General features: G+C 60.9%; 17 protein-coding genes and 2 tRNA genes. 9 read left to right on the top strand and 10 right to left on the bottom strand.

Going from position 1 to position 15581, the window contains the following annotated elements; translation table 11 throughout:
- Positions 1–8: 8 nt before the first annotated feature.
- Positions 9–2024, bottom strand: coding sequence for an excinuclease ABC subunit UvrB (gene uvrB, locus RHP75_RS07495; protein WP_311091190.1), 2016 nt, complete (start codon positions 2022–2024; stop codon positions 9–11).
- A 176-nt stretch (positions 2025–2200) separates the two neighbouring features.
- On the opposite strand from uvrB, the gene RHP75_RS07490 reads away from it, so the two are divergent.
- From RHP75_RS07490 to RHP75_RS07470, 5 genes are all read left to right on the top strand, one after another.
- Positions 2201–3397, top strand: a complete 1197-nt coding sequence (locus RHP75_RS07490) for an amino acid aminotransferase (protein ID WP_304864281.1) — start codon at positions 2201–2203, stop codon at positions 3395–3397.
- 64 nt (positions 3398–3461) lie between these two features.
- Positions 3462–3537 (top strand) — tRNA-Asn (locus RHP75_RS07485).
- 9 nt (positions 3538–3546) lie between these two features.
- Positions 3547–3623: transfer RNA gene (locus RHP75_RS07480), tRNA-Pro, on the top strand.
- 336 nt (positions 3624–3959) lie between these two features.
- On the top strand, positions 3960–4184 hold the full coding sequence (locus RHP75_RS07475) for a DUF2061 domain-containing protein (RefSeq protein ID WP_311091189.1): 225 nt from the start codon (positions 3960–3962) through the stop codon (positions 4182–4184).
- 106 nt (positions 4185–4290) lie between these two features.
- Positions 4291–5850, top strand: a complete 1560-nt coding sequence (locus RHP75_RS07470) for a beta (1-6) glucans synthase (protein WP_311091188.1) — start codon at positions 4291–4293, stop codon at positions 5848–5850.
- Here the strand turns inward: RHP75_RS07470 and RHP75_RS07465 are convergent, their stop codons facing one another.
- A complete protein-coding gene (locus tag RHP75_RS07465; RefSeq protein ID WP_311091187.1) occupies positions 5851–6219 on the bottom strand; it encodes a hypothetical protein in 369 nt (122 codons plus the stop codon).
- A gap of 104 nt (positions 6220–6323) precedes the next feature.
- Here RHP75_RS07465 and RHP75_RS07460 point away from each other — a divergent pair, with 104 nt between their 5' ends.
- From RHP75_RS07460 to RHP75_RS07445, 4 genes are all read left to right on the top strand, one after another.
- Complete coding sequence (locus tag RHP75_RS07460; RefSeq protein ID WP_311091186.1) at positions 6324–6896, top strand: hypothetical protein; 573 nt, start codon at positions 6324–6326, stop codon at positions 6894–6896.
- A 143-nt stretch (positions 6897–7039) separates the two neighbouring features.
- A complete protein-coding gene (locus RHP75_RS07455; RefSeq protein ID WP_311091185.1) occupies positions 7040–8338 on the top strand; it encodes a serine/threonine protein kinase in 1299 nt (432 codons plus the stop codon).
- Between the two features lie 16 nt (positions 8339–8354).
- Positions 8355–9107: a VacJ family lipoprotein gene (locus tag RHP75_RS07450; protein WP_311091883.1), complete on the top strand. Its 753-nt coding sequence runs from the start codon at positions 8355–8357 to the stop codon at positions 9105–9107.
- A gap of 75 nt (positions 9108–9182) precedes the next feature.
- Positions 9183–9626 (top strand): MerR family DNA-binding protein, encoded by a 444-nt coding sequence (locus tag RHP75_RS07445; protein ID WP_311091184.1) that lies wholly within the window; start codon positions 9183–9185, stop codon positions 9624–9626.
- Positions 9627–9632: 6 nt separating this feature from the next.
- Here RHP75_RS07445 and RHP75_RS07440 read toward each other — a convergent pair whose 3' ends face one another.
- Genes RHP75_RS07440 through RHP75_RS07405 form a run of 8 tightly spaced genes read right to left on the bottom strand, consistent with a single transcriptional unit; the run spans position 9633 to position 15556 of the window.
- Positions 9633–9959: a hypothetical protein gene (locus RHP75_RS07440; protein ID WP_311091183.1), complete on the bottom strand. Its 327-nt coding sequence runs from the start codon at positions 9957–9959 to the stop codon at positions 9633–9635.
- Positions 9956–11158: a c-type cytochrome biogenesis protein CcmI gene (gene ccmI, locus RHP75_RS07435; RefSeq protein ID WP_311091182.1), complete on the bottom strand. Its 1203-nt coding sequence runs from the start codon at positions 11156–11158 to the stop codon at positions 9956–9958. Before ccmI ends, RHP75_RS07440 begins: the two co-directional genes overlap by 4 nt.
- On the bottom strand, positions 11158–11640 hold the full coding sequence (locus RHP75_RS07430) for a cytochrome c-type biogenesis protein (RefSeq protein WP_311091181.1): 483 nt from the start codon (positions 11638–11640) through the stop codon (positions 11158–11160). The genes ccmI and RHP75_RS07430 overlap by 1 nt, the downstream gene beginning before the upstream one ends.
- Entirely contained in the window at positions 11637–12173 is a 537-nt protein-coding gene (locus RHP75_RS07425) for a DsbE family thiol:disulfide interchange protein (RefSeq protein WP_311091180.1), read from the bottom strand. The genes RHP75_RS07430 and RHP75_RS07425 overlap by 4 nt, the downstream gene beginning before the upstream one ends.
- Positions 12170–14143, bottom strand: a complete 1974-nt coding sequence (locus RHP75_RS07420) for a heme lyase CcmF/NrfE family subunit (RefSeq protein WP_311091179.1) — start codon at positions 14141–14143, stop codon at positions 12170–12172. Before RHP75_RS07420 ends, RHP75_RS07425 begins: the two co-directional genes overlap by 4 nt.
- A complete protein-coding gene (gene ccmE, locus RHP75_RS07415) occupies positions 14140–14628 on the bottom strand; it encodes a cytochrome c maturation protein CcmE (RefSeq protein ID WP_311091178.1) in 489 nt (162 codons plus the stop codon). Before ccmE ends, RHP75_RS07420 begins: the two co-directional genes overlap by 4 nt.
- Positions 14625–14801: a heme exporter protein CcmD gene (gene ccmD, locus RHP75_RS07410; protein ID WP_267807376.1), complete on the bottom strand. Its 177-nt coding sequence runs from the start codon at positions 14799–14801 to the stop codon at positions 14625–14627. Before ccmD ends, ccmE begins: the two co-directional genes overlap by 4 nt.
- Complete coding sequence (locus tag RHP75_RS07405) at positions 14798–15556, bottom strand: heme ABC transporter permease (RefSeq protein ID WP_311091882.1); 759 nt, start codon at positions 15554–15556, stop codon at positions 14798–14800. Before RHP75_RS07405 ends, ccmD begins: the two co-directional genes overlap by 4 nt.
- Between the last annotated feature and the right edge of the window lie 25 nt (positions 15557–15581).

Genomic DNA, 15581 nt, shown 5'->3' with positions numbered 1-15581 from the left:
TCGCTCAATCAAACCTGCAGCAATCGATCACGCAGCTTCTGAATCTCATCACGCAGCTGCGCCGCAGCCTCGAACTCCAGGTCGCGGGCCAGAGCGTACATTTTCTCTTCCAGCTGGCGAATGCGCTTGGTGATTTCGCTCGGTGAGCGCAGTTCGTTTTCGTAACGCGCGCTTTCTTCGGCGGCCTGGGCCATGCCCTTGCGCTTCTTGCTGCGCGAGCCGGGCACGGTAGCGCCTTCGAGGATGTCCTGAACGTCCTTGAACACGCCCTTGGGGATAATGCCGTTGGCTTCGTTGAAGGCGATCTGCTTGTTACGCCGGCGTTCGGTTTCGCCGATGGCGCGCTCCATTGAGCCGGTCATGCGGTCGGCATACAGGATCGCCCGGCCGTTGAGGTTACGCGCGGCACGGCCGATGGTCTGAATCAGCGAGCGCTCGCTGCGCAGGAAGCCCTCCTTGTCCGCATCGAGAATCGCCACCAGCGAGACTTCCGGCATATCCAGGCCTTCGCGCAGTAGGTTGATGCCCACCAGCACGTCAAACGCACCGATGCGCAGGTCACGGATAATCTCGACCCGCTCTACCGTATCGATATCCGAGTGCAGGTAACGCACCTTGACCCCGTGATCACCCAGGTAATCCGTTAGGTCCTCGGCCATACGCTTGGTCAGCGTGGTGACCAACACGCGCTCCTCAATGGCCACGCGCTTGTGAATTTCCGATAGCAGGTCATCGACCTGCGTCAGCGCTGGGCGCACCTCGATCTGCGGGTCAACCAAGCCGGTCGGCCGCACCACCTGCTCGATCACCCTTCCAGCATGCTCGGCTTCGTATGGCCCAGGCGTGGCCGACACAAAGATGGTTTGCGGGCTGGCGGCCTCCCACTCTTCGAAGCGCATCGGCCGGTTGTCCAGCGCTGACGGCAGACGAAAGCCGTACTCCACCAGGGTTTCCTTGCGAGAGCGGTCGCCCTTGTACATCGCGCCGACCTGCGGCACCGAGACGTGAGACTCGTCGATCACCAGCAACGCCTCGTCCGGCAGGTAGTCGTACAGTGTCGGTGGCGGCTCGCCAGGGCCTCGCCCGGACAGGTAGCGCGAGTAGTTTTCGATGCCATTGCAGTAACCCAGCTCAATGATCATCTCCAGATCAAAACGAGTGCGCTGCTCCAGGCGCTGCGCCTCCACCAGTTTGTTGGTGCTGCGCAGGTAGTCCAGGCGCTCGGCCAGTTCGACCTTGATCTTCTCCACCGCCTCCAGCAACACCTCACGGGGGGTGACGTAGTGGCTCTTGGGGTAGAAGGTGAAGCGCGGCAGCTTACGGATCACCTCGCCGGTCAGCGGATCGAAGGCCGAGATGCTTTCCACCTCATCATCGAACAGCTCGATGCGAATGGCTTCCAGGTCAGATTCCGCCGGGAAAATATCGATCACATCGCCGCGCACGCGGAAGGTGGCGCGGGCGAAATCCATGTCGTTGCGCGTGTATTGCAGGTCGGCCAGGCGGCGCAGCAAGGCGCGCTGGTCCATTTTGTCGCCGCGATCGACGTGCAGCACCATTTTCAGGTACGACTCGGGGCTGCCAAGACCGTAGATACACGACACGGTGGTGACGATAATCGCATCCGGCCGCTCCAGCAGCGCCTTGGTCGCCGACAGACGCATCTGCTCGATATGGTCATTGATCGAGGCATCCTTCTCGATAAAGGTATCCGAGGACGGCACATAGGCTTCTGGCTGGTAGTAGTCGTAGTAGGAAACGAAATACTCCACCGCATTGTTCGGAAAGAAGCTCTTGAACTCGCCGTAAAGCTGCGCGGCCAGGGTCTTGTTTGGCGCCAGCACCAGGGTCGGCCGCTGAATCTGCGCGATCACGTTGGCGATGGAAAAGGTCTTGCCTGAGCCCGTTACGCCGAGCAGTGTCTGGTGTGAAAGACCTGCTTCCAGGCCTTCGACCATCTGCCGAATCGCCTCGGGTTGATCGCCGGCCGGCTGGAAACGGGTGACCAATTGAAACTCGGACATGACGAACCTCGACAAGCGGCTGTGACGCGGCCTGAAAGCCTACGTCAAAACCGGTGAAAAGCGTGTGCCTGCTGTCGCAGCACAGGTTATGCGTCGGTATACTACCGGCCCACTTACGCAACCCCTAGCAGGGTGTTGCCTGATACTCACCTCTCCTCTTCAGAGCTGCCGCATCCATGAGTCTGTTCTCTGCCGTCGAAATGGCTCCGCGCGATCCCATCCTGGGTCTCAATGAAGCATTCAACGCCGATACCCGTGCGACCAAGGTCAACCTTGGCGTGGGCGTTTACTACAACGAGGAAGGCCGCATCCCATTACTGCGCGCCGTAGCCGAAGCCGAGAAAGCCCGCATTGAAGCCCACGCCCCACGTGGTTACCTGCCGATTGAAGGCATTGCCGCCTATGACAGCGCGGTGCAGAAACTGTTGCTGGGTGCCGACTCCGAACTGATTGCCGCTGGCCGGGTGATCACCACTCAAGCCGTCGGTGGCACAGGTGCACTGAAAACCGGTGCCGACTTCCTCAAGCGCCTGCTGCCCAACACCGTGGTCGCCATCAGTGACCCGAGCTGGGAAAACCACCGAGCGCTGTTCGAGTCCGCCGGTTTCGCGGTGCACAACTACCGCTATTACGACGCGGCCAGCCACGGCATCAACCGCGCCGGCATGCTTGAAGACCTGAAGAATCTGCCCGCCCGCTCGGTTGTCGTGCTGCACGCCTGCTGCCACAACCCGACCGGCGTCGACCTGTCGCTGGACGACTGGAAAGCCGTATTGGACGTGCTGCGCGAGCGCGAGCACGTGCCGTTCCTCGACATCGCCTACCAGGGCTTTGGCGACGGCATTGAGCAGGACGCCTTTGCTGTGCGTCTGTTTGCCGCCTCCGGCATCCCGTTCTTCGTCTCCAGCTCGTTCTCCAAATCCTTCTCGCTGTACGGCGAACGCGTCGGCGCACTGTCGATCGTCACCGGCAGCCAGGAAGAAGCCGGCCGCGTGCTGTCGCAAGCCAAGCGCGTAATCCGCACCAACTACTCCAACCCGCCGACACACGGCGCCACCGTGGTCGCCAGCGTGCTGAACAGCCCTGAGCTGCGCGCCCTGTGGGAAGAAGAGCTGGCTGGCATGCGCGAGCGTATTCGCGGTATGCGTATGGCCATGGTCGAGCAACTGGCGGCCCTGAACTGCAAACGCGATTTCGGCTTTGTCGCCCAGCAGCGCGGCATGTTCTCCTACTCGGGCCTTACCGCCGAGCAGGTCGAGCGCCTGAAAACCGAATTCGGCATTTACGCCGTCAGCACCGGCCGCATCTGTGTGGCCGCGCTGAACCAGCGCAACCTGCCAGCGGTTACCCAGGCCATCGCTGCAGTTCTCTAAGTCACTTGGGAAGTCGATCAGGTATTGACTTCCCCTTTCTAATCAGTAGGATACGCGCCGTTGTTCCGCGATAGCTCAGTCGGTAGAGCAAATGACTGTTAATCATTGGGTCCCTGGTTCGAGTCCAGGTCGCGGAGCCAGTAGTTCATCGGGGTATAGCGCAGTCCGGTAGCGCGCCTGCTTTGGGAGCAGGATGTCGGGAGTTCGAATCCCCCTACCCCGACCATTTTTGGTCGTTGGCTCAGTTGGTAGAGCAGTTGGTGTTTAACCGATTACTCATGAGTCAGAAAGCCACATGCAGCACCCTTTCAAGCCTGCTTGAAAGTAAAAACCCGCCTAGTGCGGGTTTTTTATTGCCTGCCATCCCCTTCGCGCCGCCTGCGCGACGTTAAAACCATTCCAGACAGTCTTTATTGGCCATTTTTTTGCTCACTGCTGCATGGACCAGTCAGTGAAAAATCAACAAAAACTATTAGAGCCATTCAATCGCAACATTTTACCAATATCTCTTGAGCAACTAGGCTGCACCTCAATGAAGAATAATTCTCACTCGAGGTGCACCATGCTCAAGACTCTGACTTTTACCCTGATGCACTTTTGTATCGCTTTTGCCGTCACGTACGCGCTGACCGGCAGCATCGCGGCCAGTGGCCTGGTGGCGGCCATCGAACCGCTGTGCAACTCGGTGGGCTTCTACTTTCACGAGAAGGTCTGGCAGCGTATCGAAGGCCGCGCAACAGGCGCCGCTGCACGGCCCAAACATGCCTGGCTGCATCATCAGGCATAAGTGTTTGAGGCTACGATAAAACCCTTGAGCAGAGCGTAAAAACAGCCAGCGAGGTACTGAGCCAATCCGCTACTATGCGCGGCTCAGCCACCATACGCGCCCGATCATGCCTGCTATTTCTCGCTTCCCCGCTGCTCCCTACATGTTTGCCTGCCTGCTTGGCCTGCTGACGCTTTTCGGCCTGTGGTTTGGCATTGGCCAACCGGTCGAACTGGCGGATGCCGCAACGCCCACACACAAGCTGCAGTGCGCGTCCTACACGCCGTTCGACAAAGACCAATCACCCTTCGACCAGCCCATGCAGCTGCGCCCCGAGCGCATGGAAGCGGATCTGGCATTGCTGGCCGAGCGCTTCGAGTGCCTGCGTACCTATTCGGTGACCGGCCTGGAAGAGCTGCCGAACATGGCGCGCAAACATGGCCTGAAACTGATTGTCGGCGCCTGGGTCAGCCGCAATCCGGCCGACACTGCGGTTGAGATCGCTGGCCTGGTAAAAATCGCCAATGCCCACCCGGACGTCGTGCAGGCGGTGATCGTCGGTAACGAGGCACTGCTGCGCAAGGAAGTCACCCCACAGCAACTGGTGGCGTTGATCGAACAGGTCAAGGCGCAGATCGAGCAGCCGGTGACCTATGCCGATGTCTGGGAGTTCTGGCTCAAGCACCCGGAAGTTGCCCCCGCTGTGGACTTCATCACCATCCACCTGCTGCCTTACTGGGAAGACAACCCCGCCGGCATCGAGAGCGCATTGCATGAAGTCGCCGAGGTGCGCCAGACCTTTGGCAACGCTTATGCACCCAAGGACATTCTGATCGGCGAAACCGGCTGGCCGAGCGAAGGCCGCCAGCGTGAAACCGCTGTGCCGAGCCTGGTCAATCAAGCCAAGTTCATCCGCGGCTTTGTCGCCATGGCCGAGCAGAATGGCTGGCGCTACAACCTGATCGAGGCGTTTGACCAGCCGTGGAAACGCGTCAGTGAAGGCGCAGTGGGCGGTTACTGGGGCCTGTATGACGCAGATCGCCAGGATAAATCGATCCTCGCCGGCTCCGTATCTAACCTGCCGCACTGGCCGGTCTGGCTGACTTTCAGCCTGGCCTTGGCAGCAGCCACTCTACTGCTGGCCGGCAGCCCGCACTCGCCACGTGCAGCATTGTTGCTGCCACTGTTGGCGGCGCTGGGCGCCGGCTGTATCGGTCTATTTGCCGAATTGACGCTGGTCACCAGCCGCTACCTCGGCGAATGGCTCTGGGCCGGCGCACTGCTTGTACTGAATCTGCTGGTGCTGGCCCACGCCGCATTACTACTCGGCCAGCAGACTGGCTGGCGCGCGCGGCTATTCAACTGGCTGCATAGCAAAGGCGCGCTGTGGCTGGCGCTAAGCGGCTTTGCCGGTGCGGTGATGATGTTGGCGCTGGTAGTGGATGCGCGCTACCGCAGCTTCCCCAGCGCCGCACTGTTGCTACCGGCTCTGGTCTATCTATGCCGTCCGGTGGGCGGTTATCGCCGTGAGGTCGCCCTGCTCGCCTTGCTGATCGGCGCATGCATTGTGCCGCAGCTGTACCAGGAAACCCTGAGCAACTGGCAGGCCTTGGGCTGGGCACTGACCTGCGCGCTACTAGTGGCCGCGCTATGGCGCAGCCTGCGGGTTAAAGCGCAGACTGCCTGATCAGGCGATTTGCGGCGCGCGCACCCAGCGCAGCAACGCCAACACCACGGCAAATACCGCCAGGCTGGCGCTGTACAGCACCAGCGCTGGCAGAGCGAGCAGCAATGCCGGCACCGCCAGGCGCTTGCCCCAAGCGCCCGGCAGGACAAATGCCAACAAGGCAAAAATCAGCGCAACCCAAGCCAAGACCCGGAAGTGGATCAACCAGCCCAGGCTCGCACGTACCTGGCAGGCCAACTGCTGCGGATCATCGACGCACAGACCGACCCATTGCGCGCCTTCCATCAGCTGGTAACGCAGCGCAAAGCTCAGCGCCAGACACAGGGCTGCAGCGATCAGCAGAGCAGTCAGGGGCAGATAACGGGACATAAGAAACTCAAGCAGATAAAAAGGCTGCGTAGGATAAGCCGCCGCGCCACGGATAACACCCCCCGAGATCGCCGACTCACAACCTCTGCGGCTAGAATCCAGACATGCTGATACGTCGCCTGATACTGATCACCGCAAGCCTGCTCGGCCTCTGGATGCTGTGGGTCATGTTGTTGCCCACCCCCAGCGGGCTGCCGCCCAGTGCGCCACTGTCCAGCGGCAGCTGGCGCGTGGCGGAGCACACCGTCAGCAGGCTGGAAAGCTTCCAGCTTGAAGCGCGCATTCTGGGCCGCGAAGACTACTACTTCGACCGCGGTGCCAAACTCTCGCCGACCGATCTGGCACTCGGCTGGGGGCCAATGGCCGACCCCGAGGTGCTGCGCCATATCAGCATCAGCCAGCGCAATCGCTGGTACTTCTGGCGCGCCGAACAACTGCCGATCGAGCGTCGGCAGATTGAGATCAACAGCGCCAATATGCACCTGATACCCGCCAACCCTGAAGTAGCCAGCACCCTGGCAGGGCTCAAAGAAGGCCAGCAGATTCGCCTGAGCGGGCAACTGGTGCGGATCGACGGTGACGATGGCTATCGCTGGACCAGCTCACTGAGCCGCGAAGATACCGGCGACGGCGCCTGCGAGCTGATCTGGGTCGAACAGCTGGCAGTACTGCCCTAGAAAATCGGCTTTCGACATGGCGCTTTTGCCTGAAAACCGGCAGGTCTATAACTAAACGGCACTTAGCCGAACTTATGTGGTCAAATCGTTCCGCATCTGACCCGCTCCATCAGCATCAGCCCTAGCTCTCAAGAGATTTAGCCATGTCGCATGTCCCTCGTCTGCTTGCCCTTCTCAGTTGCCTAGCCCTGATTGCCCCCATCAGCGCGGCCGATATTGATGCCAGCAGTTATGGCTACCCGATAAAAAACGCATTCGAAGCCACCCTGGCGACCACCCCGCCAGAGCTGCGCCCCAAGCTTCCGACCGACGCCGACATCAACCAGAATGACTACCAGATCAAACTGCGCCCGGAGCGTGAGTTTGAGCTGCCGGAAAATTTCTGGCCGGTCACCAAGATGCGCTACCGCATGGCCAAGCAGTCTGGCGAAGCGCCACTGATCTTTATCATCGCCGGCACCGGTGCGCATTACGCCAGCAGTACTCCGGAATACCTGAAGAAGCTGTTTTACGGTGCCGGTTATCACGTGGTGCAACTGTCCTCGCCGACCAGTTATGACTTTATGACCTCGGCCTCGCGTTTTGCCACGCCCGGCATCACCCGCGAAGACGCCGACGATCTGTACCGCACCATGCAGGCCGTGCGTGCACAGCATCCGCGCCTGAAAGTCAGCGAATACCACCTCACCGGTTACAGCCTGGGCGCGCTGCAGGCAGCCTTTGTCAGCGAACTGGATGAAACCCGTCGCAGCTTTAACTTCAAGCGTGTGCTGTTGCTCAACCCACCGGTCAACCTCTATACCTCGATCACCAACCTCGACCGCATGGTGCAAACCAAGGTTGAAGGCATCGATAACAGCACCACGTTCTATGAACTGGTGCTGGGCAAGTTGACCCGCTACTTCCAGAACAAGGGCTACGTCGATATCAACGATGCCCTGCTCTATGACTTCCAAAACTCTACCGAGCAGCTCAGCGACGAGCAGATGGCCATGCTGATCGGCGCAGCATTCCGCTTTTCCTCAGCCGATATCGCCTTTACCTCGGACCTGATCAACCGCCGCGGCCTGATCACCCCGATCAACTACCCGATTAGCGAAGGCACCAGCCTCACGCCGTTCTTCCGTCGTGCCCTGCAATGCGATTTCGACTGCTACCTGACCGAACAGCTGATCCCCATGTGGCGCGCGCGCACCGATGGCGGCAGCGTGGCGCAGCTGATCGACCAGGTCAGCCTGTATGGCGTGGCCGATTACCTGAAAAACAGCAGCAAGATCGCCGTCATGCACAACGCCGATGATGTGATCCTCGGCCCTGGTGACCTGGGCTTTCTGCGCCGCACCCTGGGTGATCGCCTGACCGTTTACCCGCTGGGTGGCCATTGCGGCAACCTCAACTACCGCGTCAATAGCGACGCCATGCTGGAGTTCTTCCGTGGCTAAGCCAACCTTTCTTGCCGTGTTTTTCACCCTGGCGCTCACTAGCAGCCTGGCGCATGCCCAGCACACCGTTGATGACGACGGATTCAAACAGCCCTTGCAGCACCTGCAATTCAACCCGGGGCTGGATCAGCGTGAGTTCGAGCGCTCAACCCTCAGCGCACTGCAAGTCTATGACCCGCTGGAGTCGTGGAATCGCCGCGTCTATCACTTCAACTACCGTTTCGATGAGTGGGTGTTCCTGCCGATTGTCGATGGCTACCGCTATATCACCCCCAACCTGGTGCAGACCGGCGTCAGCAACTTCTTCAGCAACCTGGGTGATGTGCCCAACCTGCTCAACAGCGCGCTGCAACTCAAGGGCAAGCGCGCCATGCAGACCACCGGGCGCCTGCTGCTCAACACCACCCTGGGTGTCGCCGGCCTGTGGGACCCGGCGACACGCATGGGCCTACCCAAGCAGCGCGAAGACTTCGGCCAGACCCTCGGTTATTACGGCACCCCAGCCGGGCCTTACCTGATTCTGCCACTGCTGGGCCCGTCCAACCTGCGCGACACCGGCGGTCTGGTGGCGGACTTTGCGGCGAAAAGTCAGGTCAACTGGTTGAACGTCGCCGAAGCCAGTGTCAGCCATCCGGAAATCACCCTGCTGGAAGTCGTCGACCAGCGCTCCACGGTGAACTTCCGTTACGGCCAGCTCAACTCGCCGTTCGAGTACGAGAAAATTCGCTTCTTCTACCATGAGGCGCGCAAGCTGCAGATCGCCGAATAAGCCTGCAGGCTTGACCCAAGGGCCGCCCCCAGGTTTTAACCTGGCGCGGCCTTTAGTTTTTCGGAGCTTTTACCTATGCGTGTCGCCCAATTGGCCAAAGCCGCCGCTGTCAGCAGTGAGACCGTGCGTCACTACACCGACCTTGGCCTGCTCAGGCCCACGCGCAATCCGGATAACGGCTACCAGGAATATTCCAGCACCGACCTGCAACGTCTGCGCTTTATCGCGCGTGCGCGGCGCCTGGGCTTTAGCCTGAAAGACACACAACAGATTCTCGCCAGTGCCGATAACGGCCATGCGCCCTGCGCCGAGGTCCGTGACCTGCTCAGCGAACGCCTGACGGCGCTACAGGCGCATATCGAGGAGTGCCAACGCCTGGCACTGGTGATGCAGAATGCCTTCGACAACTGGGCCGACAAGGGCGAATGCGCCCCCGATGGCCAAGCCATCTGCCGTTTGATCGAAGATTTCGAGCCCGATATCGAGCGCCGTCCGGCGACGCCCTGCCCTGCGCACTAAAAACGCTTACTGAGCGTAGCGGTGGTACAAGCCCGGCGGCACACCGCTGTTGTCGGTCGGCAACCAGGGCCCCTGCGGGTTACTCGCCCAGCTCCAGCCAGAGTTCCAGCGGTAGTAAGTGCGCTCACGGTAATACAGGTGAGAGGCGCCACCCACCACGTACACCCCCAATTGCGCATTCCACTGGCTGTCCACTCCCGGTGGCGGGGCAAAGCGTGGGTGGTTGCTGCTACCGCTTGGACTGATGATCGGCGCGGTAGCAGTTGGTGTCTGCACGCAAGCACCGAGCCCCAGCAGGCTTATCAGCACGACGCCACGCAGTAACGAGCTCATGGGGCTTTGCTGTCAGCGCTGTCGATCACCAGTTGCTGCAACTCAGTGGTCTTGCTGGCCAGCGGCTGACTGCTACCGATCCATTCACCGACCGTGGCGTTGCCACTACGGGAGATACGGGCGACCAGCTGCACCTGCTCGAAGCCGGAGATTTTCAGCTGCGGCATCATCGCATCACTGTCCGACAGGCTGACTTCAGCCGGCAGATCAGCCACGCTCAGGCGCTTGACCGCCAGCGGCATCGGCGGCCCGGAGACAGCGCGGGCGAAGATAAATACGGCATCGCCCGGTTGCACCTTGGCCTGCAGCTCGGCAGCCAGGGCAACACGCACAGTCAGGCCTTGGCTAGCCGCCGGTGCAGCATCGGTCGCAGGCGCGCCAAGCTGCTCACGGGCGCGATCAATCCCGCCCTGAATCGCCAGGCGTGAAGGGTCTTCAGCCGGCAGCACCCCTACCAGCTGCTGCCAGCGGTCAATCGCCTGCTGGAACTGCCCGGCTTCATAGGCGGCAATACCCAGCAGGCCGAGGCTGGTGACTTCCGCCGGATCGCCTTTCAGCGCCTCATCGGTCAGCGCCTGCAGTTGTTCGGTCCATTGCTTATTGCCGGAAAAATACAGCGCCTGCGCCCACTGCCCGAGCAGCTCCGGCTCACGCCCCGCAACATCTACAGCGCGCTCGAAGGCTACCGCTGCATCAGCGGCACGCTCCTGAGCCATATAGGTGCGACCGAGGAAGTACCAGCTTTCGGCGGATTTGGGATCATTCTTCACCGCCGCCTCCAAGCGTGCGGTCATTTCTTCGATGGTTTTTGGCTGTGCGGCAAAGATCTGCGCACGCTCGAGGTCATCGATGGCGCCCCAGTGCTGATACAGGCCATAGCCGAGCAAGGGCATCAGCAGGGCCGCGATCAGAGGAATAGTGCCGCCCAGCTTACGCTGGGTTGGTTTGGCCAACGCGCCTTCGGTATCGGCCAGCAGCTCGCGGGCTGCCTCATCACGACCATTGGCCAATTGCTCAGCATTTAGCGCACCCGCGTCATGCTGCGCCTGCAGCTCCTGCAGACGTTCCTGATAGAGGGTCACGTTGAGGGCGGTACGGTCTTCTTCGGCCTGCACCTTGCGCGCACGCAGCACCGGGATCAGCAGAAACGCCAGGGCCGTCAGCAACAGCAGGCCAGCGCATAACCAGAATTCAATCATCAGTCTTTCTTATCCACGGGCGTTTGATTAAGCAGAGCAGTCAGACGCTGCTGTTCATCGACAGACAGGCCGCTGGCGACAACGCCTGGCTTGCTACGACGACGCAACAGGATGACCCCAAGCAGGACGAAACCACCGACCAGCAAACCCGCCGGGCCATACCACAGCAGCAAGGTGCGCGCGGTTACCGGCGGCTTGTAGAGCACGAAATCGCCATAGCGGCTGACCAGAAAGTCGATAATCTGCTCGTTGCTCTGGCCCTCCTCCAGCATGCGGAAGATCTGCGCACGCAGGTCCATGGCAATCGGCGCATCGGAGTCGGCAATGTTCTGGTTCTGGCACTTGGGGCAGCGCAGTTCTTCCACCAGATTGCGGTAACGCTCGCGCTCGGCCTCAGTAGCAAACTCGTAGGTGTCGATTGCTGCCTGAGCCGTGCCCAGCAAGGCCAGCCCAAGTACCACAGCACTCAGCAGACGCTTCATGGCTGCACCTCATCGACTAACTCTTGGTAGAGCGGCGCCAGCTGTTCACGCCAGACACGCTCATCAATCACCCCGACAAACTTGTGGCGGATGATGCCGTCCTTGTCGATCAGGAAGGTCTCGGGCGCGCCGTACACCCCCAGGTCCAGGCCGAGGGTGCCACGCGCATCGTTGATATTCAGCTGATAGGGGTCATGGAACTCCACCAGCCACTTCTGCGCGGCGGCGTTGTCATCCTTGTAGTTGACCCCGTAGATAATCACGCCGAGCTTGGCCAGCTTGTTCAGTACCGGGTGTTCTACACGGCAGGCTACACACCAGGTCGCCCAGACATTGACCAATGCCGGCTTGCCCTTGAGATCGGCTTCGCTCAGCGTTTTGCCATCCTGCACCGCTGGCAGGGAGAACGCCGGGAACGGCTTGCCGATCAGCGCCGATGGCAGCTCGGTGGGGTCGAGGAACAGACCTCGGTAGAGAAACACCGCCACGCCGAGAAAGACCAGCAACGGTAACAGCAGCAATAAACGCTTCATGCCTGCGCCCCCGCCATGCCCAGTGCGTCACGCACACGGGTGCGCACCTTCATCCGGTAGCGCTTGTCAGCGGCCGCCAGGAAGCCACCCAGGCCCATCAGCAATGCACCGAACCAGATCCAGCGGACGAACGGTTTGATATGCACGCGTACCGCCCAGGCGCCGTTTTCCAGAGGCTCACCCAAGGCAACGAACAGGTCACGGGTAATTCCAGCGTCGATGCCCGCCTCGGTCATCACCGACTGCTGCACGGTATACAGACGCTTTTCCGGGTGCAGCACGGCAATCTGCTTGCCCTCTTCGAGGATGCGCACCGTGCCTTTGTCCGAGGTGAAGTTCGGCCCTTCGAAGTGCTCAGCACCTTCAAAGGTGAACTGATAACCACCGATTTCCACCGATTCACCCGGTGCCATGCGCATGTCACGCTCGTAGCTGCCCACACTGGTCAGCACCACCCCCAGGGCGCACACCGCCATGCCCAGATGCGCCATCTGCATACCCCAGTAACTGCGGGTCAGGCTGGGCAGGCCTTTGAGCAACCCTTTGTGCCGGGTTTTCTCGATAATGTCGCGCACACCGGCCAGCACCACCCAAGCGGATAACAGGCAAACAGCGAGCACCGCCCAGTTGAAGTCGCCGACCAGGAAGGTGGCGATTACTGCCAGCACTACGCTGCCGATCAGCACCGGGGAGAGCATGCTCAGCAGCCACTGCAGCGGCGTGTCTTTCCAGCGCACCAGCACGCCGACCGCGATCATCGCCATCAGCAGGCCCATCAGCGGCACGAACAGCGCGTTGAAGTACGGCGGACCGACCGACAGTTTGGCCCCGGTCATGGCATCCAGCACCAGCGGGTAGAGAGTGCCGAGCAGAATCATCGCTGCGGCCACCACCAGAATCAGGTTATTCACCAGCAGCAGGGTTTCCCGCGACCACAGGGCAAAACCAACCTGGCTCTTGACCACTGGTGCGCGAATGGCGAACAACGCCAGCGAGCTGCCCACCACCAACAGCAGGAAGGCCAGGATAAACACGCCGCGCTCAGGGTCGCTGGCGAAGGCATGCACCGAAGTCAGCACCCCGGAACGGACCAGGAAGGTACCCAGCAGGCTCAAGGAGAACGCGGCAATCGCCAGCAGCACAGTCCAGCTTTTGAACACGCCGCGTTTTTCCGTCACGGCCAGGGAGTGGATCAATGCAGTGCCGACCAGCCAGGGCATAAAGGAGGCGTTTTCCACCGGGTCCCAGAACCACCAGCCGCCCCAGCCGAGTTCGTAGTAGGCCCACCAGGAGCCCAGCGCGATACCGATGCCAAGGAAGGCCCAGGCGACGATGGTCCAGGGCCGCGACCAGCGCGCCCACGCGGCGTCCAGCTTGCCGCCAAGCAAGGCGGCAATGGCGAAGGCGAAGGCCACGGAGAAGCCGACATAGCCCATGTAGAGCATCGGCGGGTGGATGATCAGGCCGAAGTCTTGCAACAGCGGATTGAGGTCACGACCGTTTGCCGGGGTATCAAACAGCAGGCGCTCGAACGGGTTGGAAGTGATGATCAGAAACAGTAGAAAACCGATGCTAATAATGCCCATCACGGCCAGCACGCGGGCGAGCATCTCCTCCGGCAACTGGCGCGAGAAGATCGACACGGCAAAGGTCCAGCCGGCGAGGATCAGGCCCCAGAGCAGCAAGGAGCCTTCGTGGGCACCCCATACAGCGCTGAACTTGTAGTACCACGGCAGCGCGCTGTTGGAGTTGTTGGCCACGTAGGCGACGGTGAAGTCGTCGACCATAAAGGCGTAGGTCAGGCAGATAAAGGCAAACAACATAAAGCTGAACTGCCCCCAGGCGGCCGGCTGGGCCAGGCTCATCCACTGCCGGTCACCACGCCAGGCGCCGATCAGCGGCAGCGTCGCCTGCACCAACGCCATGCACAGCGCCAGGATCATCGCCAGATGGCCAAGTTCGGGGATCATTGCGCGTACTCCGCTGGGGACGCCTGCTTGGCCGCTTTGGCCGCGTCGTGCTGCTGTTTCATGCCGCTCTGCTCCAGAGCCTGCATAACTTCCGGCGGCATGTAGTTTTCATCGTGTTTGGCCAACACTTCATCGGCAATCAACACGCCATTGGCGTCGAGCTTGCCCATGGCGACGATGCCCTGCCCTTCACGAAACAGGTCCGGAAGGATGCCGCTGTAGCGGATGGTCACGCTCTTGGCGCCGTCAGTGACGACAAAGTCGGTGTCCAGTGAGTCGCTGGAGCGCTTCACCGAGCCCTCCTCAACCAGGCCGCCGGCACGGATGCGGGTGTCCTGCGGGGCTTCGCCGTTGGCGATCTGGGTCGGGGTGTAGAACAGGTTGATGTTTTGCTGCAAGGCACTGAGGGCCAGGGCCACAGCAATACCGACACCGGCAATGATGGCCAGGACGATATACAGGCGTTTTTTACGCACGGGGTTCACTTCAACTCCTCCCGGCGCAAACGACGCGCCTCGTCTTGCAGATAACGGCGACGCGCCAGGATTGGCAGCGCCACATTCAGCCCCAGCACAGCCAGGCTGATGGCATAACAGGACCAGACATAAGGCCCGTGGGTGCCCATGGCGAGAAACTCGCTAAAACTGGCAAAACTCATAGGCCCTTCTCCACCTGTGCCTTGACGACGGCCTTGACCCAACTGCTGCGGGCCTCACGTTTGAGCACTTCCAGGCGCATGCGCAGCAGCAGTACGGCGCCAAAGAAGCAGTAGAAGCCCAGCACCATGATCAGCAGCGGCATCCACATCTCGAACGGCATGGCCGGCTTGGCCACCACGCTGAAGGTGGCGGGCTGGTGCAGGGTGTTCCACCACTCCACCGAATATTTGATGATCGGGATATTCACCACGCCAACAATCGCCAGCACCGCGCAGGCCTTTGCCGCGCTGTCACGGTTGGTGATGGCATTGCCGAGGGCGATTACACCGAAATACAGGAACAGCAGAATCAGCATCGAGGTCAGGCGGGCATCCCACACCCAGTAGGTGCCCCAGGTCGGCTTGCCCCAGATAGCGCCCGTTATCAGGGCAATCACGGTCATCCAGGCGCCAATGGGCGCAGCCTGCTGCAGGGCGACATCGGCCAGTTTCATCTTCCACACCAGGCCGACAATGCCGGCCACCGCCAGCATCACGTAGATCGACTGGGCGAGAAATGCCGCTGGCACATGGATGTAAATGATGCGAAAGCTGTTGCCCTGCTGGTAATCCGGCGGCGCAAAGGCCAGCCCCCAGACCAAACCGACCACCAGCAGCACGGCAGCGGCCAGTGCCAACCAGGGCAGCCAGCGGCTGCTGATTTCATAAAACCACTTGGGCGAGCCGAGCTTGTGAAACCACGTCCAGTTCATCAGGTTACTCATCAGTGCTAGGGCTGAT

Source organism: Pseudomonas sp. SG20056, assembly GCF_031764535.1.
Lineage (GTDB): Bacteria > Pseudomonadota > Gammaproteobacteria > Pseudomonadales > Pseudomonadaceae > Aquipseudomonas.
This window is presented reverse-complemented; position numbering and strand designations above follow the sequence as displayed.

Excerpts from the sequence above, each read along its gene's own strand:
- uvrB (WP_311091190.1), bottom strand. The coding sequence starts at position 2,024 with ATGTCCGAGTTTCAATTGGTCACCCGTTTCCAGCCGGCCGGCGATCAA.
- RHP75_RS07490 (WP_304864281.1), top strand. The coding sequence starts at position 2,201 with ATGAGTCTGTTCTCTGCCGTCGAAATGGCTCCGCGCGATCCCATCCTG.
- RHP75_RS07475 (WP_311091189.1), top strand. The coding sequence starts at position 3,960 with ATGCTCAAGACTCTGACTTTTACCCTGATGCACTTTTGTATCGCTTTT.
- RHP75_RS07470 (WP_311091188.1), top strand. The coding sequence starts at position 4,291 with ATGCCTGCTATTTCTCGCTTCCCCGCTGCTCCCTACATGTTTGCCTGC.
- RHP75_RS07465 (WP_311091187.1), bottom strand. The coding sequence starts at position 6,219 with ATGTCCCGTTATCTGCCCCTGACTGCTCTGCTGATCGCTGCAGCCCTG.
- RHP75_RS07460 (WP_311091186.1), top strand. The coding sequence starts at position 6,324 with ATGCTGATACGTCGCCTGATACTGATCACCGCAAGCCTGCTCGGCCTC.
- RHP75_RS07455 (WP_311091185.1), top strand. The coding sequence starts at position 7,040 with ATGTCGCATGTCCCTCGTCTGCTTGCCCTTCTCAGTTGCCTAGCCCTG.
- RHP75_RS07445 (WP_311091184.1), top strand. The coding sequence starts at position 9,183 with ATGCGTGTCGCCCAATTGGCCAAAGCCGCCGCTGTCAGCAGTGAGACC.
- RHP75_RS07440 (WP_311091183.1), bottom strand. The coding sequence starts at position 9,959 with ATGAGCTCGTTACTGCGTGGCGTCGTGCTGATAAGCCTGCTGGGGCTC.
- ccmI (WP_311091182.1), bottom strand. The coding sequence starts at position 11,158 with ATGATTGAATTCTGGTTATGCGCTGGCCTGCTGTTGCTGACGGCCCTG.
- RHP75_RS07430 (WP_311091181.1), bottom strand. The coding sequence starts at position 11,640 with ATGAAGCGTCTGCTGAGTGCTGTGGTACTTGGGCTGGCCTTGCTGGGC.
- RHP75_RS07425 (WP_311091180.1), bottom strand. The coding sequence starts at position 12,173 with ATGAAGCGTTTATTGCTGCTGTTACCGTTGCTGGTCTTTCTCGGCGTG.
- RHP75_RS07420 (WP_311091179.1), bottom strand. The coding sequence starts at position 14,143 with ATGATCCCCGAACTTGGCCATCTGGCGATGATCCTGGCGCTGTGCATG.
- ccmD (WP_267807376.1), bottom strand. The coding sequence starts at position 14,801 with ATGAGTTTTGCCAGTTTTAGCGAGTTTCTCGCCATGGGCACCCACGGG.